This window comes from Halococcus qingdaonensis (assembly GCF_024508235.1).
Lineage (GTDB): Archaea > Halobacteriota > Halobacteria > Halobacteriales > Halococcaceae > Halococcus > Halococcus qingdaonensis.
The window spans coordinates 2,412,319-2,436,854 of record NZ_CP101943.1 but is presented as its reverse complement, the minus strand read 5'-3'; the positions used below and the strand labels follow the sequence as shown (position 1 = coordinate 2,436,854).

The window sequence follows — 24,536 nt, the reverse complement described above, 5'->3', positions numbered from 1 at the left end:
CGAGCGCGTCAAGTGGCTTCAGCCCCTGCAATCCACAATGAGCGACACCCAGTCCGGCCCGCTCCAGCCGGACCGTCCAGGCAAGGAGATCCCGTTTCGGGTCGAGGCACCGTTCGATCCCGCGGGCGATCAGCCAGAGGCCATCGAACAGCTCGCGGCGGGGTTCGAGCAGGGGATGGACGCCCAGACCCTGCTCGGGGTCACGGGGTCAGGCAAGACCAACACCGTCTCGTGGGTCGTTGAGGAGATCCAGAAACCGACGCTCGTCATCGCGCACAACAAGACCCTGGCGGCACAGCTCTACGAGGAGTTCCGCAATCTCTTCCCGGACAATGCCGTCGAGTATTTCGTCTCCTACTACGACTACTATCAGCCCGAGGCCTACGTCGAGGCCTCGGACACCTACATCGACAAGGACGCCTCGATCAACGACGAGATCGATCGGCTCAGACACTCGGCGACGCGCTCACTGCTCACCCGCGACGACGTGATCGTGGTCGCCTCCGTCTCCGCGATCTACGGGCTCGGTGACCCGAAGAACTACGTCGACATGAGCCTCGAACTGGAGGTCGGTCAGGAGATCGATCGCGACGAACTGCTCAAGGGGCTCGTCGATCTGAACTACGAGCGCAACGACGTCGACTTCACGCAGGGCACGTTTCGGGTCCGGGGCGATACGGTGGAGATCTTCCCGATGTACGGACGGTACGCCGTCCGTGTGGAGTTCTGGGGCGACGAGATCGATCGCCTCACGAAACTCGATCCCTTGGCGGGCGAGGTCAAAAGCGAGGAGCCAGCAGTTCTCGTCCACCCGGCGGAGCACTACTCGATCCCCGAGAACCGCCTCGATACGGCCATCGAGGAGATCGAGGAGCTGATGGACGAACGGGTCTCCTACTTCGAGCGCGAGGGCGATCTCGTCGCCGCCCAGCGCATCGAGGAGCGCACTACATTCGACCTCGAAATGCTGCGTGAGACGGGCTACTGTTCGGGGATCGAGAACTACTCGGTCCATCTCTCCGACCGAGATTCGGGCGACGCACCGTTCACTCTCCTGGACTACTTCCCCGACGACTTTCTCACGGTGATCGACGAATCCCATCAAACTGTGCCCCAGATCAGGGGGCAGTTCGCGGGCGACAAGTCCCGCAAGGACTCGCTCGTCGGCAACGGTTTTCGCCTGCCGACGGCCTACGACAACCGTCCGCTCCGCCAACCCGAGTTCGCCGAGAAGACCGGCCAGACCCTCTACGTCAGCGCGACGCCCGCCGACTACGAGCGCCAGAACTCCGAACAGATCGTCGAGCAGATCGTCCGCCCCACCCATCTCGTCGACCCCGCCGTCGAGATTTCGCCCGTCGACGGCCAGATCGACGATCTCCTCGAACGGATCGACGGGCGCGTCGAGCGCGACGAGCGGATCCTCGTCACCACGCTCACCAAGCGGATGGCAGAGGACCTCACCGAGTATCTCGAAGAGGCCGGGATCGCCGTCGAGTACATGCACGACGAGACGGACACGCTCGAACGCCACGAACTCGTCCGCGGCCTCCGACTCGGCGAGTTCGACGTGCTCGTGGGCATCAACCTCCTCCGTGAAGGTCTCGACATCCCCGAAGTATCCTTGGTGGCGATCCTCGATGCCGATCAGGAGGGGTTCCTCCGATCCGAGACCACGCTCGTCCAGACGATGGGTCGCGCCGCCCGGAACGTCAACGGCGAGGTGGTACTCTACGCCGACGACGTGACCGACTCGATGGAGTCGGCGATCGACGAGACCCAGCGCCGCCGCGAGATCCAGCAGGAGTACAACGCCGAGCACGGCTTCGAGCCGCGAACGATCGAGAAGGAGGTCGGTGAGACGAACCTCCCCGGATCGGAGACCGACACCGGCGGGACGGCCACCCTCGAACCCGACTCGACCGACGACGCCAGGGAGCTCGTCACCGATCTCGAAGACCGGATGGACGAGGCCGCCGGCAACCTGGAGTTCGAACTCGCGGCGGACATCCGCGACCGCATCCGTGAACTCCGCGACGAGTTCGAACTCGAAGACGAAGGGGGCGTTCCACCCGAGGGCGTGCCGCCGGAAGCGGAGTTCTAACCGGCCGTCCGCTCCGTCGATCCGTTCTCGACGAACCCGGTCAGCATCCGGTAGAACCCGTACAGCGAGAGCAGAGCGACGACGGCGCTCGCGAGGAGCTCCGCGTCGATCGCAACGACGCCATAGCCCGCGACGACCATGATTCCCGACGAGACGGCGAAGACGAGCAGGAAGACGACCGCCACGCCGAGTCGGTAGCCCTTCCGATCGAACATCGTTGATTCGACCTTCGATTGCCGTCTTCATATCTCTTTGGCGCACCGACGATCACCCATCGGGAACCAGAAAAACAACTATATTTGTATTACTGAAAGCAGCATTGGAAAGGTTTATGCGAGTTCCGCGTGCTCGTTCGGTACGGCCGCGGTTCCCGGCCGACGGGAATCGCCGGACGGCGACCGATAGCGAGTCACAACTATGCGTCGACAGCCAGCCACATCATGAGCGAAGGAGCACAGACCACCCAGGCGGACGTCGTTCGTCGGGCGCTCGATCGAGCGCACCCAGCCGACGAGGAAATCATCACCGAGAGCGCCGCCGCGGACGTCGTCGCCGCGACCGAGCGCGACCTCTACGCGGGCGCGACCGATGCTGAGGCCCGCGAGGCGCTCGTCGGGGTGCTGACCGCCCGCATCGAGCGCGAGCCACGATACAAACGGCTCGCCGCCGCGGTGTTCCGCCACCAGCACTATCGCGACGTCGCGGGCGAGGAACCCAGCCCGGAGGGGATCCCCGAAACGGGCTACCGCGAGACATTCAGATGGGGAATCGAGCGCGGCGTCGAAGCGGATCTCCTCGACGAGCGGATGGGCGAGTACGATCTCGCCGCACTCGCCGACCACCTCGATCCCGCGCGCGACGATCGACTCGAATACATGGCGATGACGACGCTCGCCCAGCGCTACTTCCTCACCATCGACGACGAACCGATCGAACTCCCGCAGGCGTTCTGGATGCGCGTCGCGATGGGAATCGCGCTCGCCGAACCTGCGGGTGAGCGTCTCGCACGCGCGAAGGAGTTCTACGATCGACTCTCCACACTCCGCTTCGTCTTCTCGACACCGACGCTGTTCCACGCCGGCACGACCCATCCGCAGCTCTCCTCGTGTTATCTCACGACCGTGCCGGACGATCTGGAGGGGATCTTCGACTCGTACAAGGCCCACGCGAAGCTCTCGAAGTGGTCCGGCGGGCTCGGCAACGACTGGACGAACGTCCGGGCGGCGGGCGCACGCATCGCGTCGACGGGCGTCGAGTCCACGGGCACGGTCCCGTTTTTGAACATCTCGAACGACGTGACCGCGGCGATCAACCGATCGGGAAAGCGCCGCGGCGCGGCGTGTGCCTACCTCGAACCGTGGCATCTCGATTTTCCCGCCTTCCTGGATCTGAAGCGCAACACGGGCGACGAGCGCCGGCGCACCCACGAGATGAACACCGCGGCGTGGGTGCCCGACCTGTTCATGAAGCGTGTCGAGAACGACGGGCAGTGGACGCTGTTCTCTCCCGACGAGACGCCCGATCTCCACGAAACCTACGGCGAGGAGTTCGAGCAACGCTATTGCGAATACGAGCGTCAGGCCGACGAGGGCGAGATCGACCAGTACGAGCGCTGCGAGGCCGCCGAACTCTGGCGGACGATGCTCACCCGGCTGTTCGAGACCGGTCATCCCTGGCTCACGTTCAAGGACGCCTGTAACGTCCGCTCGCCGCAGGATCACGCGGGTGTCATCAACTCCTCGAACCTCTGTACCGAGATCACGCTCAACACCTCCGACGAGGAGACCGCGGTCTGCAACCTCGGCTCGGTGAACCTCGCTCGCCACGTCGACGAGGACGGTATCGACCGCGAGCGCCTCGCCGACACCATCGGGACGGCGATGCGGATGCTCGACAACGTGGTGGATCTCAATTTCTACCCCACCGACCGCGCCGAGCGCTCGAACATCCGCCATCGACCCGTCGGTCTCGGCATGATGGGCTTTCACGAGGCGCTGATCGAACAGGACATCCCGATGGCGAGCGACGAGGCCGTCGACTTCGCCGACCGCATCGCGGAGTTCCACTCCTATCACGCTATTTTGAACTCCTCGCGCCTCGCTGCGGAACGCGGCCCCTACGACTCCTACGAAGGTTCGAAGTGGGATCGCGATCTCTTCCCGCAGGACACCGTCCCGTTGCTCGAAGACGAACGCGATCGTGAGATCCCGATCGACGTGACCGAACGCCTCGACTGGGAGCCCGTCCGCGAGCACGTCGCCGAGCACGGGATGCGCAACTCGAACACGATGGCGATCGCACCGACGGCGACGATCTCGACGATCGCGGGCACCACCCCCTCGATCGAGCCGCTCTATTCGAATCTCTACGTCAAATCCAACATGAGCGGCGAGTTCACCGTCGTCAACGACCGCCTCGTCGCCGATCTCGCCGAGCGCGACCTCTGGGACGAGGAGATGCTCGATCGGATCAAGTATCACGACGGCTCGATCCAGAAGATCGTCGAAATCCCCGAGGAGATCCGCGAGCGCCACCGCGGCGCGTTCGAGATCGACCCGCGCCACCAGCTCGAACTCGCCGCCCACAGGGGAATCTGGCTCGATCAGAGCCAGTCGGTCAACGTCTTCTTCCCCTCGACGGACGGTTCGCTGCTCGACGACGTCTACCGAACGGCGTGGGAACTCGGCCTGAAGACGACCTACTATCTCCGGACGCTGGGCGCGAGCCAGTTCGAGAAATCCACCATCGACATGGCCGAGTACGGCCGGACGCAGACCCGTTCGATCGACGAGGATAGCGCAGAAGACACCGAGAACGACCTTCCGACGGTCGAGGACCCGACCTGCGAGGCCTGCCAGTAATGCCGATCACCTATACGACCGATGCCGACGGACACGACTCGAACAAGATCCTGCCGATCGACTACGAGTGGGCGCGCGAATACTACCGCGACGGCGTGGCGAACAACTGGACGCCCGAGGAGATCCCGATGGGCGAGGACGTCCGTCAATGGAACGAGGGCGAACTCAGCGACGCCGAACGCCAGCTCGTCGAGTGGAACCTCGGCTTCTTCTCCACTGCGGAATCGCTGACCGCGAACAACATCGTGCTCGCGGTCTACGACCACGTCACCGCCCCCGAGTGTCGCCAGTATCTCCTCCGCCAGGCCTACGAGGAGGCCGTCCACACGGACACGTTCATCTACTGCTGTGACAGCCTAGGCTTCGATCCGGACTATCTCTACGGGATGTACGACCGCATTCCCGCCATCGAGGAGAAAGACGAGTTCGTGGTCGATCTCACCAGAGTGATCGATCGCGACGACTTCGAGATCCAGAGCCAGGAGGACGTTCGAGCCTTCATGCGCGACCTGATCGGGTTTTACGTCATCATGGAGGGGATCTTCTTCTACGCCGGCTTCGCGATGATGCTCGGACTCAAACGCCAGGGGAAGATGACCGGCGTCGGCCAGCAGTTCGAGTACATCATGCGCGACGAGTCCCTGCACTTGGGCTTCGGCATCGACCTCATCGACGCCATCCGTACGGAGACCGGCGCGTGGACCGCCGACTTCGGTCGGGAGGTGCGAGAACTCGTCACCGAGGCGGTCGATCTCGAACGCCGCTACGCCCGCGAGGCCTGCCCCGACGAGATCCTCGGGATGGGCCCCGACCAGTTCGCCGACTACGTCGAGTACGTCGCCGATCGCCGGCTCGGCCAGCTCGATCTCGATCCCGAATACGGGACCGACAACCCGTTCCCGTGGCTCTCGGCAGCCGCCGACCTCAACAAGGAGAAGAACTTCTTCGAGACCCAGGTGACGGAGTACCGCACCGGCGGCTCGCTGGAGTGGTGAGCGTGGCCGAAGCGGACGCCGCGGCCGATCCGACCGCCGATAGTCCGGATGACGCTGGCGAAGTGACGCTCGGCGCATCGTACACCGAGACGAGCGAGATCCTGATGCCGACCGACACCAACAACCTCGGGCGCGCGCTCGGCGGACGGGTGCTCCACTGGATGGACATCTGCGCGGCGATCGCCTCGCGGCGGTTCTCGGGCGGGCTGACCGTCACCGCCGCGATGGAGGGCGTCGAGTTCCTCGCACCGATCGGACAGGGCGAGATCGTCACGCTCTCGGGCTACGTCTTCGCGACGGGACGGACGAGCATGGACGTGAAAGTCACCGTTACGGCCGAGCGCCCGGCGGCCGACGAACGCCGCGAGACGACGACCTCGTTCTTCACGTTCGTCGCCGTCGACGGTTCGCACGGTACGCGATCGGTGCCCGACCTCGCCTGCGCGAACGATCACCAGCACGCGCTCCGCGAGCGTGCCCTGGAACAGCGCCGAGATCACTGCAAGCGCATCCGATAATCTCATAGGCGCAATTTTCCGTCGATTTCATTCTTTCTCAAGCCAGCACGACGCGTTCGGTCGGTGACAGGGCGATCATTTCGCTAAAAACGGAAATTTAACTTATTATGGAAAAGGACTCTGCAACCATGATGGATCCATCTTCGTTAGAAACCGACGACACACCCACCGAGTTCGCGTTCGAGACTCGCTCACAGCTGGATATGCTCGTCTTTCTCGTCGCACTCGTCGGTGCCGGCGTGACTCTTGGACCCACGATCGGCTTTCTGGCCGGGCTGGTCTGCATCGGGATCGCCGTCATCACGCTCGGTCGGCTCTACCGTCGAGAACTCCGGTGACGTGGTATTCCATCCGCGAACGGTCCAGCGCCGCGAATTCAGAGCCGCCCCTGGATCGTCGTGGCGGTCTTCTCGCCCACTCCAGAGACCGACTGCAGTTCGTCGGGTGAGGCCGCACGCACCCCGTCGACGCTGCCGAAGCGCCGGAGCAGGCGTTTTCTCGTTTCTGGCCCGATACCGGGAACGTCGTCGAGAACGGTCTTCACCTCGTCGCGCAGGGTCTGGTGGTACTGGACCGCGAACCGATGGGACTCGTCGCGCACGCGCTGGAGCAGGTGGCGTTCGGGTGCGTCGTCGGGCCACGCGAAACTTCCATCTGAAGTGACGACACGCTCTTCGGCCTTCGCCAGTCCGATCGCGGGGACGTCCCAGCCGATTTCGGAGAGCGCATCGCGAGCGGCGGTCAACTGCCCCTCGCCGCCATCGATGAGCAGTAGATCGGGCTCGGGGCGGTCATCCCGCCCTTCGACGGCTCGGCGCGCGCGCCAGGCGACGAGCGCGTGCATGTTGGCGTAGTCGTCGTTCTCGTCGTCGAGTTTCTTCCGCCGATAGTCGGATTTCTCGGGACTGCCGTCGACGAACGTCACGTCGCTGCCGACGGCGGCCCGCCCTTGCGCGTGGCTCACGTCGAACCCCTCGATCCTGTTCGCGCGCTCGATGCCGAGGCGGTCGGCGAGCGCCGCCGTCCCGTCGGCCTTTCCGCGCCCGCGACGGGCGTTTTTGAGCGCCAGTTCCACGAGGGTCGCTTCGCGCCCCGCACCGGGGACGCGCACCGCAACGCCCTCGCCGTCGAGCCAGTCGTCGAGCTCGTCGTCCGTGAACTGTTCGGAGAGCAGCAGTGCGTCGGGCAGCGAGCGCTCGGCGTAATACTGGACGATGAACGCCGCGAGCACGCTCCCCACTCCCTCCTCGCCGTCGTCGGGCACCGAGAGCGTGTGGCGATCGCGCTCGACGAGCTGGCCGCCCTCGCTGTGCAGTCTGGCGACCGTCGCGCGCTCGCCCTCGACGACCGCGCCCAGAACGTCGACCCACTCCTCGCCGGTGTGGGCCGACACGGCCTCGCCACCACCCTCGTGGAACGACTCCACGACCTGGAGCTTGTCGCGCAGGTTCGCGGCCCGCTCGAAGTTCTTTGCCTCCGTGGCGCGCTCCATCTCGCGGCGCAGCGGATCGGCGAGCAGCCCTGGACTTCCCTCGAAGAACCGCTCGACGGATTCGACGTCGGCGATGTACTCTTCACTCCCGATCTCGCCGGTACACGGCGCGGTGCAGAGCCCGAGATCGTGATCGAGACAGGGCCGATCGCGCCCGGCGAACTTGTGGTCGGAACAGCCCCGCACGCCGTAGGTCTCCCGAAGTGCCTTCACCACGGTCTCGACCCGCCCACGATCGGTGTAGGGACCGAACGCCACGGCCCCAGGATTCGGATCGCGCGTGATCTCGATGCGTGGGAACTCGTGATCGGTGAGCTGCACCAATGGATAGGACTTGTCGTCCTTCAGACGGACGTTGTAGCGCGGCTGGTGGCGTTTGATCAGGTTCGCTTCGAGCAGGAGCGCCTGCGTTTCGGTGTCCGTCACCGCACATTCGATCTCTTCGGCGCGCTCGACCATCCTCGCGATGCGCCGCGAGCGCGGGTCCGCGTACGACCGCACTCGATCGCGGATATCGACGGCCTTCCCCACGTAGAGCGTCGTCTCACCCTCCTGAAACTGATAGACGCCCGGTTCGCGCGGGAGCTCGCCGGCGTGCTCGCGGACGTGCGCTGCGTCCATCAGCTATCGAAGGCACGCGAGGCGTTTGATACTGTCGATCAGAACGTCATCGCCCGCACCAACCGCGTTCACGGCTCCGCGACGGCGATCACGATACGTCCGATCGACGATCAGTCGGATTGGTTCTCCTCGTGTGGCGAGCGCGCGGCCTCCGGCCCGTGGCCGTCGAGGCTGATGATGTTCTCGCGCCCGATCGAGAGCTTCTCGACGCTGCCGTCCTCGTTCATCGACGAGAGCAGTCGGCTCACTTTCGCCTTCGACCACTCGGTTCGTTCGACGATCTGTGACTGTTTCATCCGCCCGCCATGGTCGCGCAGCAGCGCCAGCACGCGGTCCTCGTCGGTCATCGGCATCGGATCGGCGATCTCGGTCGTGGGATCCGTATCGGTGGCCGCACCCGCGCCGTCCTCCGGCTCGGTCGCCGATTCGTCGGTGTCCGATCCCAGATGCAGCAGGCTGCCGTCGCGTTCGCGCCATCGGCGGCGGACGACCGCGCCGATGGCCACGACGACGGCGATGACGAGTATCGCGCCGACGACGAGCCAGACCGGTGTCAGGTCGTTGGTCGGGTTCGTCCCGAGCATCGCTTCGAGATCGTCGTTGAGCCCGTCGCCGTCGGTGTCGCTCGCGGTCGGATCGGTGCCGCGCTGGACTTCGATTCCGTCGCGGATGCCGTCACCGTCGCTGTCGGGATCCTGCGGGTCGGAGCCGTACTGGTTGACCTCCGCGCCGTCGGTCAGTCCGTCGGCATCCATGTCCGGGTTCGAGACGTTGTAGCCCGCCTCGACCTCGCGGGCGTTCGTCAACCCGTCGCCGTCGAAGTCACCCTGTCGACGGAGCACCGTCACGGGGACCGTCGTGCGGTCGAGCACCGTCGCGTTGCTCGCGTTCGAGAGCTTCTGGAGCTCGACGGCGAGTCTCTGCTCGCCGGTGGCGTTCTGCGGCCACGTGACGTTCGTGAACTCGGCGGTGCCGTTGGTGCCGTTCGGCAGTGCTTCGAGCCCACAGTCGAGCGTTCGCGTCGTCCCCTTCCGATCGGCACCGAGACAGACGCGGTAGTTGCGGGCGTCCGGCTGGTCGGCGAAGCCGACGCTGACGTTGAGTGACTCGTCGCTCCAGAGATACGTCGAGCCGTTTGCGGGGTCGTTGGTGATGACGCCGCTGCCCGAAACCTCGATCGTGCCGATGCCGTCGTTCGACTGTGCGACGGCCGGGACGGCGGCGCTGGCGAGTACCACCAGACAGAGCACTCCTGCCAAGATACGCGCGCCGTCGCTCATCCTTCGCCTATCTTCTGCGTGCGCTCGGTATTATACTGTCGGTCAGTCGGTAACTGCACATATCCCGCCCCGATCGGTCTCTCCTATCGGCTGTCGGATCGACACAGCGGCATCAGCACGGCGATATCGCTATCGACGAATGTGGTCGATAAAAGCGAACGGTCGGCAGCACCGACCGCGTATCGGTTTTGAGAGGGCTGGGGACCGAATTTAGGCCGCAGCTTCGGTCGTCGTGTTGCCCATCATCTCGGTACCGTCCATCTCCGTACCCATGTCGGTACCTTCCATCATGGTCTCTTCCTCGCCCATCATGGTCGTCTCTTCGCCGTCTTCCATCATGGTCTCCTCACCGTCTTCCATCATCGTCGTCTCTTCGGCCATGCCGCCGTCTTCCATCATGGAAGTTTCCTCGGCAGCACCGCCGTCCATCGCAGTCGTTCCTTCGCTACTGTTGTTACCGCCACCGCCGCCCATACAGCCAGCGAAGACGAGCAGCGCGGCAACGAGACCGACCGCCAGAACGCGCCGTGAGGGGAGCCGCTCCCCGAGCGCGTCGAATGGTTTGCTTGTCATGCGTTCTGCACTCGACACCAGCAGCCTCGGCCACATAAATAGCCCGTCCTGTTCCGTCTGTTGCGGACCGTTACAGCCGCTGAGAAGCCGATTCACGCGCATTTCTTCATGTTCGAACAACACGTGTCTGACGTCTGGCTGACGGCTGTCCGCCACCCCTGTCCTCTGACGGCCGGCTCGCGAGCCGATCGTCCTCGCCCGCGGCCACCAGTCTCTTTTCGAGCGCCACGTACTGCACGAAACGACGATTTCAACTTGGATACCCAACCGTTTCATACCCGAAACGGTTGGTTTTACGTTGTTTTTCTCGCCCGATCGCCGTTTCTCGCGGTGGTCAATCGAGGGCCGGCGGGCGTCCTCGGTGCGGATCCGTCGTTGAGCGCGACGAAGGGGAAAGCACATACCACGGTGTCGAAAACACCCCCACATGGCAGCCATCGAACTCGATGGAGTGACCAAGCGCTACGACGGCGGGCTCGGGCTCCCGGGACGGTCGAGCGATCCCGTCGAGGCGCTTTCGGATCTCGACCTGACGGTCCGAGAGGGCGACATCTACGGCTTTCTCGGGCCGAACGGGGCGGGGAAATCGACGACGATCAACGTGCTGCTCGACTTCGTTCGGCCGACGGCGGGGAGCGCGCGCGTGCTCGATCTCGACGCCCGCACCGAGAGCCAGCAGGTGCGCGAGCGCGTCGGCGTGCTCCCGGAGGGGTTCTCGCCATATGACCGCCTGACCGGCCGTCAGCATCTCGATTTCGCCATCGAGTCGAAAAACGCCGCCGACAGTCCAGCAGAAATCGCCGAACGAGTGGGCATCGCCGACGCGCTCGACCGGAAGGCCGGCGGCTACTCGAAGGGGATGGCCCAGCGCCTCGTCCTCGGCATGGCGCTCGTCGGCCAGCCGGACCTGCTGATCCTCGACGAACCGTCGACGGGTCTCGATCCGAACGGCGCGCGCGAGATGCGCGACATCGTCCGTGCCGAGCGCGATCGCGGCGCGACGGTGTTCTTCTCTAGTCACGTCCTCGGCCAGGTCGAACCGGTCTGTGACCGCGTTGGCATCCTCCGGGACGGCGAACTCGTCGCCGAGGACACCGTCGAGGGGCTGCGCGAGGCCGCCGGCGGCGAGACGACGCTCGCGGTCGACGTCGAGCGCCTGCCCGACGACGCGGTGGCGGCGGTCCGCACGCTCGACGGCGTCTCGACGGTCCGTGCGGACGGACAGCGACTGACCGTCGACTGTGTGGACGGCGCGAAGACCACGGTGTTGTCGACGCTCGAAGACAACGGCGCGCCGGTGGCCGATTTCGACACGACGGGGGCCTCGCTGGAGGAGGTCTTCGCGAGCTACACCACCGGCGAACCGGAGGTCCGCGCGTGAGCACGCTCGCGGTCGCGCGCAAGGACTTTCAGGACGCGATCCGTTCGCGGGTGCTGCTCGGGCTGACAGGTTTATTCGTGCTGTTCGTCGCGGGTGCGTCGTACTTCTTCGCGCGCATCCAGCCTGCTCCGGGCGGCGGTGATCCGACGGCGCTGGTGCTCATCTTCTCGCTGCTGACGCCCGCGAGCCTGCTCGTGCCGATCATCGGGCTGGCGCTCGGCTACAAGGCCGTCGCTGGCGAGCGCGAGAGCGGGCGCATCAAGCTGCTGCTCTCGCTGCCCCACTCCCGGCTCGACGTCGTGCTCGGGAAGACGCTCGGCCGCACGAGCGTGCTCGTCGTCCCGATCCTCGTCGGGTTCGCCGTCGGCGCGGCGGTGATCTTCTGGCAGTCGAGCCGCTTCACGCCGGTGAACTACCTCGTGTTCGCGTTCGTGACCGTCCTGCTCGGACTGGCCTATATCGCGATCGGCGTCGCGCTCTCGTCGGCGACGACTTCGACGTTCCGCGCGCTCATCGGCGGCGTCTCGCTGCTCGTCGTCCTGGAGTTCCTCTGGCAACAGGTGCTCATCGCGGTCGTCTACCTCGTGAACGGACTCAGCCTGCCCCAGCAGCCGCCCGGCGACTGGTACTACTTCCTCCAGTCGCTCCCGCCTGGCAGCGCCTATAACAGCGCCGCACAGTCGCTGCTTCCCCAGAACCCGACGACGCTCGCCGTCACGGGCCAAACTCCCGACGCGTTCTATCTCCAGGACTGGTTCGGGTTCGTCATCCTCGCGGCCTGGATCGTCGTCCCGCTCGCACTGGGCTATCTCCGCTTCGAGGGGACCGACCTCTAAGATCCGCTCCCGTCAGAACTCGATCCCGCGTTCGTCGAGCAGCGCCACGAACTCCTCCTCGGTGAGTTCGGGGACCTCCTCCTGTGCGGCGTCGTCGCGCTTCGTCTGCCCGGGGTTCTCGCCGATCACCAGATAGTCGGTGTTGCCCGAGACACTCCCCGTACTGTTCGCGCCGTGTCGTTCGACGAGGCTCTCGGCCTCCTCGCGCGTCAGTTCCGACAGCCCGCCCGTGAACACGAACGTCTCATCGGCGAGTGCGTCGCCACGCTCGCGCTCGACCGACTCGGGTTCGACGCCGCGCTCGCGCAGGCCGGCGACCGTCTCCCGGTTCTGCTCGCTGTCGAAGAACTCCCGGATCTCGCTCGCGACGCGCGGGCCGATGTCCGGCACCTCGCGGAGATCCTCTTCGCTCGCGTTCATCAGTGCGTCCAAGGTCCCGAACTCGCGGGCGAGGCTCTCGGCGGTCGTCGATCCCACTTCGGGGACGCCGAGTGCGGTGAGGAACACCGGGAGCGGGGGTTCTTTCGCCGCATCGAGCTCCGCCCGGAGGTTCGCCGCGCTCTTCTCGCCCCATCCATCGAGACGGGCGAGATCCGCTTCCCGCAGGTCGTAGAGATCGGGGATCGATTCGACCAGTTCCGCGTCCAGCAGCTGATCGATGCGCTCCTCGCCGAGCCCCTCGATGTCGAGGCCCTCGCGACTGGCGTAGTGTTCGAGCGCGCGCTGGAGCTGTGCGGGACAGGCCACTCCACCTGTGCAGAACGCGAGCGGGCCGTCGCGCTCGATCGTGCTCTCACAGATCGGACAGCGATCGGGGAACTCGAAGGTGCCTTCGCCGCCGTCCTCGACGACCTCGACAACGTAGGGGATCACGTCGCCCGCGCGCTGGAGGCGCACCCGATCGCCGGTGTTCACGCCGAGTTCCTCGATCTCGCCGGGGTTGTGCAGCGTCGCCCGCGAGACCTCGACACCGCCGACCTCGACGGGATCGAGCAATGCGACCGGCGTCGCCCGCCCCGTCCGGCCGATCTGCACGGTGATTTCGGTGATTCGTGTGATCTCGCTCCGCGCGGGGAACTTATAGGCGTAGGCCCAGCGCGGCGCGCGTGCGGTCGTCCCGAGCCGCTCGCAGGCCGCGAGATCGTTCACCTTGAACACCGTCCCGTCGATCTCGTAGTTCAGCTCCTCGCGCGCCTCGCCGAGGCGGTCGCGGTAGTCGATTGCCTCTTCGATGCTCCCGACGACGTCCATCCGGTCGTTGACGGGCAGCCCCCACTCCGGCAGTTTCCGGTACTGTTCGTCGTGACTCGCGAACGCGTAGCTCGTTTCGAGCACGCCGAAGAAGAAACACGCGAGCGGGCGCTCGGCGGTGACGGCGGGGTCGAGCTGGCGGAGCGTCCCCGCGGCCGCGTTTCTCGGGTTCGCGAACGGGTCGTCCCCGCGCTCGACGCGCTCGCGGTTGTGTTCGGCGAAGGCGTCGCGTGGCATGTAGACCTCGCCGCGCACGGCCAGGTAGTCGGGATACTCCCCGCGGAGACGCTGTGGAATCGATCCGATGGTGCGGACGTTCTGTGTCACGTCGTCGCCCTCGCGACCATCTCCGCGGGTCGCGGCGCGCTCGTAGACGCCGTCCTCGTAGACGACCTCGATCGAGAGCCCGTCGAACTTCGGCTCGCAGACGTACTCGATCCCGTCGCCCTCATCCTCGAACTCCGCGAGCGACTGCTGGCCGCCCGTCTCCCCGAGTTCGCGACGCACGCGCTCGTCGAACTCACGGACCTCCTCGGGATCGCCGCTGGAGTCGATCGAGAGCATCGGCGCGACGTGCTCCACGGTCGCGAGTTCGTCGAGTGGTTCGCCGCCGATGCGCCGGGTCGGGCTCGTCTCGGTCGCGATATCGAAGGCGTCTTCGAGCGATTCGAGCCGGGAGAAGAGCGCGTCGTAGGTCCGATCCGGAATCCCCGGGTCGGCTTCGAGGTAGTACCGATGGTCGTGTCGACGGATCGCCTCGCGCAGCTGCTCGGCCTGCTCGCGCGCCTGCTCCTCGTCGAGCGTTGCGGGATCGTCGAACTCCGTCGGCGGATCGCGGAGATAGGGGTTGTCCGCGTCCGCGGCGTCCGAGGCGGTCATTGCCCCAGTTATTCCGGGGCTCCGCTTAGGTGGTTCGCCTCGGCGAAACCGCTGGCCCATCGAATCAACTCTCTGCGGTTCGGGCGACAACTCGTGGCTATGTTCGTCTCTGTCCTGCCGGTAGTTTGATCATTCGCTATCACAATCACTCAACATGGAACAAAATCGATATTCAAAATCCGCGGGCATGCTCGATGAGGATCGTGGTTTCTTGATCAATCAATCCCGGCTCATGGGCCTCGCTACGGTGTTTATCGGACTCAGTCAACTGCCGATGGCAATCATCCTCGCCAATGTCACGGGACACGATAGCTCACTCTTTGTTGTCGGGGCTGGCGGTTGGTTGCTCATCGGTATCGGAGTCAACCTGTTCCGTGGAATGGAGACATTCGAAAGCAAATGGAGCGAAAACGAGCGACTGGAATGGTTAAGCGTGACCGTGACGGTCATGCTGGCTCTGGCAGTGGTTGCTGTTTCAGGTTTTATTACAATTACTACTCTGCTGTGAGGTGCAGCCGAATCGATCGCCAACCACTCTCTGCTCACACGGTTCCGCCCATCGTGTCCCGCCGTCGTGGCAAGTACGGCGATAACGCCGGGGCTTATGTGAGCCGAGGCGGATACACGGCCATGAGCGACGACTTTCTCCTGCTGAACCCCGGGCCGGTGCCGATCACCGATGCGGTCCGCGAGGCGATGGACGCACCGATGGTCTCGCACCGCTCGGCAGAGTTCGAGGCGGTCTACGAGCGCGCCCAGGACGGACTGGAGTACGTCTTCGAGCACTCGACACCACAGGAAGAGGCGACCAGCGACGGCGGCACCGGTCTGGTTCTCAACGGGACGGCGACGATGGGGATGGAGGCCGCCGTCGCCAACCTCACGGACACCGAGAGCGAGGTCGTCGCGCTCGTCAACGGGAAGTTCGGCCGGCGGTTCGAGCGCATTGCCGAGCGCTACGCCCGCGTGACCCCGGTCGAGGTCACGTGGGGCGAGGCGTTCGATCTCGAGACGGTCGCCGAGCACGTCACCGACGACACCGACCTCGTGACGATGGTCCACAACGAGACCAGCACCGGTATCCTGAACCCCGTCGCCGAGGTCGGCGAGATAGCAGGGGAAAACGACGCCCGGTTCGTCGTCGACGGCGTCACCTCGATCGGCGGCGACGTCTTCCGGATCGACGACTGGAACGTCGACATCGCCATCACGGACTCGCAGAAGGCGCTCGCCGCGCCACCGGGGATCAGCGCGCTGTACGTGACCGACCGCGCGGTCGAACACCTGGATGGCGAGCGCGCACCCTTCTACGCCGACCTGGAGTGGCATCTCCGCAAGGCCGCCGACCACCAGACGCCGTTCACGAGCGCCGTCCCGCTGTTCCGCGCGCTCGCGGTCGCCGTCGAGCAAATCGAAGCTGAGGGAATGGACACCCGCATCGGCCGCCACCGCCGGCAGGCTGCCGCCTTCCGCGCCGGCTTCGCTGCGATGGGTCTCGACGGCTTCCCAACGCTCGACGACGCTAGCGAGCGCTCGAACACCGTCACGGCGATCGCGCTGCCCGAATCCGTGCGCGAAAATCCTAAGGAGTTCTTCGACGCCGTCGCCGAGCGCAACGTCTCGGTCAGCGGCGGTCAGGCCCATCTCGACGGGGAGATCTTCCGGGTGAGCAATATGGGCCAGCTCGCCGACGAGCAGGTACTCCGCGGTGTCGAGACGGTCGGCGAAGCGCTCGTCGACGTCGGCTACGACGCCGATCCCGCGGCGGGCCGCGATGCCGCGCGCACCGAACTCTGAATCGGGTTCTATTCTTCGTCCGCGTCCTCGACGTCGATCTCGGTCCAGTCGGCGTCCGTCTCGTCCGTCGGTCCGAACGCCATCTCCGTTCCCCGGACTGCGTCGCCGAGCCCCTCTCCCAGTCGTTCGCTGTCGCCGATCGTCCTGACCTGTTCGGCGAGCGCGTCGATGTCGACGTTCTCGACGAGCGCCACCGCGGCCGCCTCGCCGACGCGACCGCCGACCTCGCTGCCGGCCGATTCCTTCACGACGCGGCCGAGCAGCCCGCTGCTGCTCGCGCCCTTGGCGGCCAGCCGTCCGACGAGTGCGCCGAGGACCTTCCCGAGGCGCTCGTACTCGACGGCGTCGTCGAGCGCCGCGCCATCGGCGAGCGCGTCGAGGTCGATGCCCTCGATCAGCTCCGTGATGGCATCGCCCGCGTAGTACGCTTCCATGCCGCGCTCGATCGCTTCTTCGGGGGTATCGTCGTCCATTACCGAAGCCTATCGCGGCCGACGGATATGACTGTTCCCAGCAGATGCAGCGGTGCTCGATCGACCGCCATCGCCGACGGCGACATTTGCCGTAACTCGTGGTTATAGATGGGACGCGATATATGCACCACATACATGACCGACGCAGCAGGGCGCGGGTTCGGTACGCGCTGCGTCCACGCCGGCCAGACGGCGGACGCGGCGACCGGTGCCCGTGCACCGCCGCTCTATCAGACGACCTCCTACGCCTTCGAGGACGCCGATCGCGCCGCGGATCTCTACGCGCTCGACGCCGAGGGCGATGTTTATTCACGGATCTCGAACCCTACGGTCCGAACCCTCGAAAATCGCCTGGCGGATCTCGAAAACGGCACCGATGCGCTCTGTACTGCATCGGGAATGGCCGCCCTCGACGCCGCGACGCTCGTCCTCGCCGGGACCGGCGACAACGTGGTGAGCGCCGCCTCCATCTACGGCGGTACGCACACCTACCTCAGCGATACCGCCGCCCGGCGCGGCATCAAGGCGCGGTTCGTCGACACGCTCGATCCCGCAGCCTACGCCGACGCGATCGACGAGAACACGGCGTACGTCCATTGCGAGACGATCGGTAACCCCTCGCTCGTCACGCCGGAGATCGGGGAAGTTGCCGACGTGGCCCACGATCACGGTGTGCCCTTGCTGGTGGACAACACGTTCGCCACACCCGCACTCTGTCGCCCGCTCGATCATGGCGCGGATCTCGTCTGGGAGTCGACGACGAAGTGGCTCCACGGCGCGGGCACGACGATCGGCGGCGCGCTCGTCGACGGCGGCTCGTTCCCCTGGGCCGACCATCCCGAGAAATACCCCGAGATCGGCGGCGCGAACCCCGCTTTCCACGGGCTGAACTTCGCCGAGCAGTTCGGCGAGCGCGCGTTCACTGCCGCCGCCCGCCAGCGCGGCCTCCGCAGCCTCGGCGCGAGCCAGTCGCCGTTCGACGCCTGGCTCACCCTCCAGGGGCTCGAAACCCTCCATCTCAGGATGGAGCGCCACGCCGAGAACGCACTTCAGGTGGCCGAGTATCTCGACGACAACGACTCGGTCGCGTGGGTCGCCTATCCGGGACTCGAAGAGCACGAAACACACGCGAACGCCCGCGAGTATCTCGACGGCGGGTTCGGCGGCATGATCGCGTTCGGCCTCGATGGTGGATACGAGGCGGGCAAGCGCCTCTGCGAGGACGTCGAACTCGCCAGTTTCCTGGCGAACGTCGGCGACGCGAAGACCCTCGTGATCCACCCGGCGAGCACGACCCATGCCCAACTCTCGGAGGCCGACCAGCGCGCCTCGGGCGTCACACCCGATCTCGTGCGGCTCTCGGTCGGTATCGAAACCGCCCAGGACATCGTCGCCGATCTGGAGGCGGCGATCGAATGACGACGCGCGACGTTCGCTCCCTCGGCGAGTTCACCTTCGAGTGTGGCGAATCCATCCCGGAGCTCGAACTCGCCTACGAGACTCACGGCGAGTTCACCGGCGACAACGCGGTCCTCGTCTGTCACGCGCTTACCGGGAGCCATCACGTCGCCAGCGGTGGGAGAGGTGGCGACTGGGCGACCGAAACGGACGGCCAGGCCCGCGCGTGGTGGGACGACATCGTCGGTCCCGGCAAGGCCATCGACACTACTGAACAGTTCGTCGTCTGTGTGAACGTTCCCGGCTCCTGCTACGGATCGTCGGGACCCGCTTCGACGAACCCCGAAACCGGCGAACCCTACGGCACCGAGTTCCCGCCCGTCACGGTCGCCGACTGGACGCGCGCCCAGCGCCGCCTGCTCGACGATCTCGGGATCACGACGCTCGCGACGGTCGTCGGGGGGAGCGTCGGCGGAATGAACGTGCTCGAATGGATCAAGCGCTATCCCGACCGCGTCGAGCGTGCGGTTCCCGTGGCTGCGGCCGCCCGCCTCGACGCCCAGTGCGTCGCGCTCGACGGCATCGCCCGCCGCGCGATCACGACCGACGCGAACTGGGCGGGCGGCGACTACTATCGAGGGACCGAGCCTGACGACGGCCTGGCGCTCGCACGCCAGCTCGGCCACCTGATGTATCTCTCGAAGGACTCGATGGAGCGGAAGTTCGGCCGCCGGGCCGCTGGCCGCGACGCTGCCCGCGACGACTTCCCCGTTGACCCCGCAGCGGGATTTTTCCCCTATCGCGATGTCGAGTCGTATCTCGACTACAACGCCGGCACGTTCGTCGATCGTTTCGACGCGAACAGCTATCTCTATCTCACGCGCGCGATGGACGACTACGACCTCGCCGCCGGTCACACCACCGATGCGGACGCGCTCCGGGCCTTCGACGGCGAGGTGCTCGTGATGAGCTTCACCGGTGACTGGCACTTCACGACCGAGCAGTCCGAGGCGCTCGCCGAGGCGTGCCGCACGGCGGGCGTCGACGTCGCCCACCACGTTATCGACTCCGATCACGGCCACGACGCCTTCCTGGTCGAACCGGAGAACGTCGGCCCGCCGATCGCCGACTTCCTCGCTCACGGCACCGCCGGCCGCGCCGTGACCGACACCACTACCGACACGGGCGAGTCGTTCGCGCCCGTCCACGCCAGCCTGTTCGGCGACTGAGTCAGTCGAGGTGTTCGGCGAGCAGTTCCTGCAACTCTTCCATCGATTCGACTACGGCGTCACAGTGCGGTTCGACCGCGGGTTTCGGCTCGTAGCCCACGGCGAACCCCGCAGTCCGGAGCATCGGCAGGTCGTTCGCGCCGTCGCCGACGGCGATCGTCTCCTCGATGTCGATGCCGGCGTTGTTCGCGACCGCCCGGAGCGCGTCGTCCTTGGTCCCCTCGACGAGCGGGCCGGAGACCTCGCCGGTGAGGCGTCGTTCCTCGAACTCGAGCTGGTTGGCGACGATGGCGTCGACGGGGGTTTCGAACCGTGCGAGCACGCTCTCGACGCCGCGGCCGAACCCGCCCGTGACGATCGCGGTCACGACGCCGGCGTCGTTCAGTTCCTGGATCAGATCGCTCGCCCCGGAGCGCAGCACGACGTTCTCGACGCCCGCCTCGACGCCCTCGACCGGGAGGCCCTCCAGCAACGAGACGCGCTCGCGCAGGCTCTCGGCGTACTCGATCTCGTCGTTCATCGCCCGCTCGGTGATGGTCGCCATCTCCTCGGCGACGCCGTACTGTTCGCCGAGCAGCACGCTCATCTCCGAGTCCGAGAGAGTGCCGTCGAAGTCGAACGCGACCAGTTTCATACTCGCCCATCGGCCCGCCGGGTTCAAAACGTTCGCATCCGTGCCGCCCGATCGGCCGGCGAGACGTGCCAGTGAAGAAAGGGTTAACCCTCCCGCGTCGGAGGATTCGACATGAAGGTACTCGTCACGGACCCCATCGCCGAGCCGGGCCTCACACGCCTGCGCGAGGCTGGCCATACCGTCGAAACGGCCTACGACGCCGAAGGTGACGCTCTTTTCGAAGCGATCGCCGACGCGAGCGCGCTCGTCGTCCGCTCGGGCACTGAGGTCACGGCCGAGCTGCTCGATGCCGCCCCCGATCTCGCGATCGTCGGCCGGGCGGGCATCGGCGTCGACAACATCGACATCGACGCCGCCACCGAGCGGGGCGTCATCGTCGCCAACGCCCCCGAGGGCAACGTCCGCGCGGCCGCCGAGCACACCGTCGCGATGACGTTCGCCGCCGCGCGCTCGATCCCGCAAGCCCACGCCCGTCTCAAGGCCGGCGAGTGGGCCAAGGGCGACTATCTGGGGACGGAACTCGACGGCGCGACGCTCGGCATCGTCGGCTTCGGCCGCGTCGGCCAGGAGGTCGCGAAGAAGCTCGACAGCCTCGGCATGGAGCTCGTCGCCTACGATCCCTACATCTCCGAGGAGCGTGCCGCGAACCTCGGTGCGGAGCTCGTCGAGCTCGACGACTGCCTCGCGCGCGCGGACGTCCTGACGATGCACACGCCGCTGACGCCCGAGACGGAGGATCTCGTCGGCGAGGAAGAGTTGGAGCGGCTCGGCGACGGCTATCTCGTCAACTGCGCGCGCGGTGGCGTCGTCGACGAACGCGCGCTCGCGGCCGCCGTCGACGACGGCACGCTCGCGGGTGCGGCCATTGACGTCTTCGCCGACGAACCGCTCGACGAGGACAGCCCGCTCCTGCGCGCCGACGACGTAATCGTGACGCCCCATCTCGGCGCGAGCACGCACGCCGCCCAGAAGAACGTCGCCACCGACATCGCCGACCAGGTCCTTTCGGCCGTCCGCGGCGAGCCGGTGATGAACGCGCTCAACGCGCCCTCGATGGACGCGAGCGCGTTCCCCCGCGTCGAGCCGTATCTCGACATCGCCTCCACGGCGGGCAAGATCGCCACGCAGCTGCTCGACGGGCGCGTCGAGGGTGTCGAAGTCACCTACGCCGGCGACATCGCGGGCGAAGAGGTCGATCTCGTGACCGCGAGCGCCCTTCAAGGAGTCTTCGAGCCGCTCGAATGGCAGGTCAACGCCGTCAACGCCCCGCGCATCGCCGAGGAGCGCGGCATCGACGTGACCGAATCGAAGACCCACACCGCCGCCGATTTCCAGTCGCTCGTGACCGTCACGGTCCAGAACGGCGGCACGGAGATCGGCGTCTGCGGCACGCTGTTCGCCGGCGAGGACCCGCGCATCGTTCGGATCGACGGCTTCCGCGTCGACGCGATCCCGTCGGGCCACATGCTCGTCGCGCGCAACGAGGACGAGCCCGGTCTGATCGGTTTTATCGGAACCGTGCTGGGCGACGCGGACGTCAACATCGCGGGCATGTTCAACGCTCGCGAGACGATCGGCGGCGAGGCGCTGTCGGTCTACAACCTCGACGAACCGGTCACCGACGAGCTGCGCGAGCGTCTCGAAGCCGACGAGCGCGTCATCGACACGACTTATATCGCGCTCAACGGCACGGAGTGATCTCGACCATAACTATATAATGGTCGTTCCGTGTAGTGGCTGAGGTATGAGTACTGACGGGGGGAGCCCCGGCGATCCGACCGACGAGTACGACGAGGGATTGGCCGACAGCAGCGACGACGAACGCAGCATCGAGTTCTATGGCGGGCGCTGGCTGAGCGCGCTCCCGCTCGCGATCTTCGTCGTCTGGGCGATCTTTCAAAGTGGTGTCCTCCAGATCGGCGACACGCAGGGGTTGGTCGCGGGAATGCTCATCGCCCTCATCATCGGGATGTTCTTCGCCAAGGGCGACTGGAAGCAGTACGCGAACACGATCTTCGAGGGGATGACCCAACCCGTGGCGGCGACGGCCATCGTCGCCTGGCTCTGGGCGGGCATGTTCGCCGACACCCTCCAAGCCGGTGGGTTCGTCGACGGCCTCATCTGGGCGGCGACCGCCCTCGACATCGGTGCGACGCTGTTCCCGGCGGCGGCCTACATCCTCGCGGGCCTGCTCGCGACCGGTATCGGCACCGGCTACGGGACGGTCGTCGCGTTCACGACGCTGTTCTTCCCGGCGGGCGTGCTGCTCGGGGCGAACCCGGTGCTCACGTTCGCGGCGATCCTCTCGGGGGCGGTCTTCGGCGACAACCTCGCCCCGGTGAGCGACACGACGATCGTCAGCGCCGTCACGCAGGATTCGGACATCGGCGGCGTCGTCTCCTCACGGTTCAAATACGCCGCCGTCGCGGCGATCATCGCGCTGCCGGCCTACATCGTCGCTGGCAGCCTGATGGACGGCGTCGACGTCGCCCAGCAAGCCGGCGGTCTGCTCACCGAGAACAGCAACCCGCTCGGTCTCGTCCACCTCCTCTCGGTCGCGGTCGTCATCGGCACGGCGATCAGCGGCCGTCACATCGTCGAGGCGATCTCGTGGGGACTGATCACCTCGGCGGTGCTGAACGTCGTCACCGGGCTGGCGAGCGTGAGCGATATGCTCGTCTTTCAGGCCCCACAGGGCTCCGGCATCGCGCAGTCGCTCTCCGGCCTCCCGTTCATCGAACTCGTCCAGAGCTCGGAGACGGGCGTCGCCGGAAGCATCTACAGCGGTGCGGTCGGCTTCTTCCCGCTGATCGTCCTCACACTCTTGATCGTCGCCGGCGCGCAAATCCTCGTCCGCGGCGGCGGTTTCGAGGCGATGCAGGACTTCCTCCTTGGATCGGTCGCGACGAGCCTCCGCCGGGCCGAGACCACGATGGTGCTCGGCACCGCCGCGATCAACGCGATGATCACGATCAACACGGCTGCCGAGATCGCTATCGCGCCGTACATCGCCCGCATCGGCGAGCGGTTCAACATCAACGGCTACCGCCGCGCGAACATCCTCGACGCGAACACCTCGGCGCTCGGCTACATCTTCCCGTGGGGTGGCGGCCTGCTCGCGGGCTACACCGCCATGCTGGGACTGCCCGAGCAGTACAGCTGGTTTACCCAGTCGATGCTGGTCAATCCGGCGGAGGTCTGGCCGTTCGTCTTCCACGGCTGGCTGCTGTTCTTCGTCTTCATCGTCGCCGCCCTGACCGGCTTCGGGCTGGAGTACACGTCCGACCGCGAGACGGGTGAGGTGGCGCGGGTATGAGCCGTCTCAGCGCGTTCACCGAAGGGCTCCAGTTCCGGACGAGCAAGCCGAGTTTCGATCCCGGCACGGAGTTCCGGGCGTTCGTCACCGGCTACGAAAACGGAACCGCGCTCGTCCGCCTCGGCGACAGCGTGCTCCGGATCCCGGACGCCCCGCCGAACCTGCTCGACACGCAGGTGCCCGTCCGCGTCGAATCGTTCGACGACAACGATCACACGGGACAGGCGTCGCTGCTCGACGGCTTCGACGACGAAGGGAACTGAGAAGCTGGTTTGGAGCGGTTCGAGCGCCTGCTCACTCGCGGGCGAGCTTTTCGTAGGTCTCCGCGTGGATTTCGCGGTTGATCTCCGCGAGCCGGAGCACTGCTTCGTGGCGTTCGGCTTCTGATTCGGGGTTTTGGACCCGCTCGCGAAGTTCTGCACGCTCGTCCCGGTAGCTCGATGGAGTGGTCTGTGCCATCCTCTCGCTCGTCAATACGTCGGCCCCGGTATTTACTCTTCGGCTCCATGAGCATGCTCGCGGCAATACGCGATGACACCACTCATATCGACGTTTCGTTCGTCCGTCGCAAAACGCTTGAGGATGGCACGAACGTCGTCGCCGTGGTCGAATTCGTAGCCATTTATTTCGTAGATGATGTCAGCCGTGTTCAACGCGGTACGCTTGTTTCCGTCCACGAACGGGTGTTCGGCGGCGAGTAGTCGCATGAGATGTGCCGCCGTTTCGTGGATCGTGTCAGGTGCTTCGCCGAAATAGCCTTCCGAGACGTAGATCAGTGCGGATTCGACGGTTTCGGGCGAGCGCACGCCGGCTTCGGTTTCGCGATCGCTCGCGACGACCGCCTCGTGGATGGCGAGGACGTCTTCGACCGTCGGATAGACGAGGTCGGCCATCGGCT

Annotated in this window: 23 protein-coding genes; 14 read left to right on the top strand and 9 right to left on the bottom strand. The window is 65.9% G+C overall.

What is annotated here, in order from left to right:
• The first annotated feature begins 37 nt into the window (after positions 1-37).
• Positions 38-2,104 (top strand): excinuclease ABC subunit UvrB, encoded by a 2,067-nt coding sequence (gene uvrB / locus NO363_RS12675; protein WP_256685572.1) that lies wholly within the window; start codon positions 38-40, stop codon positions 2,102-2,104.
• Here the strand turns inward: uvrB and NO363_RS12670 are convergent.
• The gene (locus NO363_RS12670) at positions 2,101-2,319 is read right to left on the bottom strand and encodes a hypothetical protein (protein ID WP_256685571.1); all 219 of its coding nucleotides are present in this window, start codon (positions 2,317-2,319) and stop codon (positions 2,101-2,103) included. The two genes, uvrB and NO363_RS12670, sit on opposite strands and share 4 nt — an antisense overlap.
• A gap of 225 nt (positions 2,320-2,544) precedes the next feature.
• Between NO363_RS12670 and NO363_RS12665 the strand changes: the two genes are divergently transcribed.
• The 4 genes from NO363_RS12665 (at position 2,545) to NO363_RS12650 (ending at position 6,816) form a co-directional block, all read left to right on the top strand.
• Positions 2,545-4,965 (top strand): ribonucleoside-diphosphate reductase subunit alpha, encoded by a 2,421-nt coding sequence (locus NO363_RS12665; protein WP_256685569.1) that lies wholly within the window; start codon positions 2,545-2,547, stop codon positions 4,963-4,965.
• A complete protein-coding gene (locus NO363_RS12660; protein WP_256685568.1) occupies positions 4,965-5,960 on the top strand; it encodes a ribonucleotide-diphosphate reductase subunit beta in 996 nt (331 codons plus the stop codon). The genes NO363_RS12665 and NO363_RS12660 overlap by 1 nt, the downstream gene beginning before the upstream one ends.
• Before the next feature lie 104 nt (positions 5,961-6,064).
• Positions 6,065-6,478, top strand: a complete 414-nt coding sequence (locus tag NO363_RS12655; protein ID WP_370525596.1) for an acyl-CoA thioesterase — start codon at positions 6,065-6,067, stop codon at positions 6,476-6,478.
• A 131-nt stretch (positions 6,479-6,609) separates the two neighbouring features.
• On the top strand, positions 6,610-6,816 hold the full coding sequence (locus NO363_RS12650) for a hypothetical protein (protein WP_256685565.1): 207 nt from the start codon (positions 6,610-6,612) through the stop codon (positions 6,814-6,816).
• Between the two features lie 38 nt (positions 6,817-6,854).
• On the opposite strand, the gene NO363_RS12645 is transcribed toward NO363_RS12650, so the two are convergent.
• The 3 genes from NO363_RS12645 to NO363_RS12635 all read right to left on the bottom strand — a co-directional run bounded on the left by NO363_RS12645 (position 6,855) and on the right by NO363_RS12635 (position 10,444).
• Positions 6,855-8,591 carry an excinuclease ABC subunit C gene (locus NO363_RS12645; RefSeq protein WP_256685563.1) on the bottom strand — a complete coding sequence of 579 codons (1,737 nt, stop codon included), beginning with the start codon at positions 8,589-8,591 and terminating at the stop codon, positions 6,855-6,857.
• Between the two features lie 110 nt (positions 8,592-8,701).
• Positions 8,702-9,871 carry a helix-turn-helix transcriptional regulator gene (locus tag NO363_RS12640; protein ID WP_256685561.1) on the bottom strand — a complete coding sequence of 390 codons (1,170 nt, stop codon included), beginning with the start codon at positions 9,869-9,871 and terminating at the stop codon, positions 8,702-8,704.
• Between the two features lie 210 nt (positions 9,872-10,081).
• Positions 10,082-10,444: a hypothetical protein gene (locus NO363_RS12635; protein WP_256685560.1), complete on the bottom strand. Its 363-nt coding sequence runs from the start codon at positions 10,442-10,444 to the stop codon at positions 10,082-10,084.
• Between the two features lie 427 nt (positions 10,445-10,871).
• Between NO363_RS12635 and NO363_RS12630 the strand changes: the two genes are divergently transcribed.
• Both NO363_RS12630 and NO363_RS12625 read left to right on the top strand, forming a co-directional pair.
• On the top strand, positions 10,872-11,825 hold the full coding sequence (locus tag NO363_RS12630; RefSeq protein ID WP_256685559.1) for an ABC transporter ATP-binding protein: 954 nt from the start codon (positions 10,872-10,874) through the stop codon (positions 11,823-11,825).
• Complete coding sequence (locus NO363_RS12625) at positions 11,822-12,661, top strand: ABC transporter permease (protein ID WP_256685557.1); 840 nt, start codon at positions 11,822-11,824, stop codon at positions 12,659-12,661. Before NO363_RS12630 ends, NO363_RS12625 begins: the two co-directional genes overlap by 4 nt.
• Before the next feature lie 12 nt (positions 12,662-12,673).
• Here the strand turns inward: NO363_RS12625 and ligA are convergent, their stop codons facing one another.
• The gene (ligA, locus tag NO363_RS12620; protein ID WP_256685555.1) at positions 12,674-14,791 is read right to left on the bottom strand and encodes an NAD-dependent DNA ligase LigA; all 2,118 of its coding nucleotides are present in this window, start codon (positions 14,789-14,791) and stop codon (positions 12,674-12,676) included.
• A gap of 154 nt (positions 14,792-14,945) precedes the next feature.
• Here ligA and NO363_RS12615 point away from each other — a divergent pair, with 154 nt between their 5' ends.
• Together NO363_RS12615 and NO363_RS12610 are read left to right on the top strand one after the other, a co-directional pair.
• Positions 14,946-15,299 carry a hypothetical protein gene (locus NO363_RS12615; protein ID WP_256685553.1) on the top strand — a complete coding sequence of 118 codons (354 nt, stop codon included), beginning with the start codon at positions 14,946-14,948 and terminating at the stop codon, positions 15,297-15,299.
• Positions 15,300-15,421: 122 nt separating this feature from the next.
• Entirely contained in the window at positions 15,422-16,588 is a 1,167-nt protein-coding gene (locus NO363_RS12610; protein ID WP_256685551.1) for a pyridoxal-phosphate-dependent aminotransferase family protein, read from the top strand.
• An 8-nt stretch (positions 16,589-16,596) separates the two neighbouring features.
• On the opposite strand, the gene NO363_RS12605 is transcribed toward NO363_RS12610, so the two are convergent.
• Entirely contained in the window at positions 16,597-17,061 is a 465-nt protein-coding gene (locus NO363_RS12605) for a hypothetical protein (RefSeq protein WP_007740242.1), read from the bottom strand.
• A 135-nt stretch (positions 17,062-17,196) separates the two neighbouring features.
• Here NO363_RS12605 and NO363_RS12600 point away from each other — a divergent pair, with 135 nt between their 5' ends.
• Positions 17,197-18,480 (top strand): O-acetylhomoserine aminocarboxypropyltransferase/cysteine synthase family protein, encoded by a 1,284-nt coding sequence (locus tag NO363_RS12600; RefSeq protein ID WP_256685549.1) that lies wholly within the window; start codon positions 17,197-17,199, stop codon positions 18,478-18,480.
• On the top strand, positions 18,477-19,688 hold the full coding sequence (gene metX, locus NO363_RS12595; protein ID WP_256685548.1) for a homoserine O-acetyltransferase MetX: 1,212 nt from the start codon (positions 18,477-18,479) through the stop codon (positions 19,686-19,688). Before NO363_RS12600 ends, metX begins: the two co-directional genes overlap by 4 nt.
• Before the next feature lies 1 nt (position 19,689).
• Here the strand turns inward: metX and serB are convergent, their stop codons facing one another.
• Positions 19,690-20,322, bottom strand: a complete 633-nt coding sequence (gene serB, locus NO363_RS12590) for a phosphoserine phosphatase SerB (protein ID WP_256685547.1) — start codon at positions 20,320-20,322, stop codon at positions 19,690-19,692.
• Positions 20,323-20,433: 111 nt separating this feature from the next.
• On the opposite strand from serB, the gene serA reads away from it, so the two are divergent.
• From serA to NO363_RS12575, 3 genes are read left to right on the top strand one after another with little or no spacing between them, the layout of a single operon-like run.
• The gene (gene serA, locus NO363_RS12585; RefSeq protein ID WP_256685546.1) at positions 20,434-22,020 is read left to right on the top strand and encodes a phosphoglycerate dehydrogenase; all 1,587 of its coding nucleotides are present in this window, start codon (positions 20,434-20,436) and stop codon (positions 22,018-22,020) included.
• Positions 22,021-22,066: 46 nt separating this feature from the next.
• Positions 22,067-23,638: a Na+/H+ antiporter NhaC family protein gene (locus tag NO363_RS12580; protein ID WP_256685545.1), complete on the top strand. Its 1,572-nt coding sequence runs from the start codon at positions 22,067-22,069 to the stop codon at positions 23,636-23,638.
• Positions 23,635-23,901, top strand: a complete 267-nt coding sequence (locus NO363_RS12575; RefSeq protein WP_256685544.1) for a DUF7513 family protein — start codon at positions 23,635-23,637, stop codon at positions 23,899-23,901. Before NO363_RS12580 ends, NO363_RS12575 begins: the two co-directional genes overlap by 4 nt.
• A 31-nt stretch (positions 23,902-23,932) precedes the next feature.
• On the opposite strand, the gene NO363_RS12570 is transcribed toward NO363_RS12575, so the two are convergent.
• Positions 23,933-24,097: a hypothetical protein gene (locus NO363_RS12570; protein ID WP_256685543.1), complete on the bottom strand. Its 165-nt coding sequence runs from the start codon at positions 24,095-24,097 to the stop codon at positions 23,933-23,935.
• A gap of 32 nt (positions 24,098-24,129) precedes the next feature.
• Complete coding sequence (locus NO363_RS12565; protein ID WP_256685542.1) at positions 24,130-24,531, bottom strand: type II toxin-antitoxin system death-on-curing family toxin; 402 nt, start codon at positions 24,529-24,531, stop codon at positions 24,130-24,132.
• Positions 24,532-24,536 lie beyond the last annotated feature (5 nt).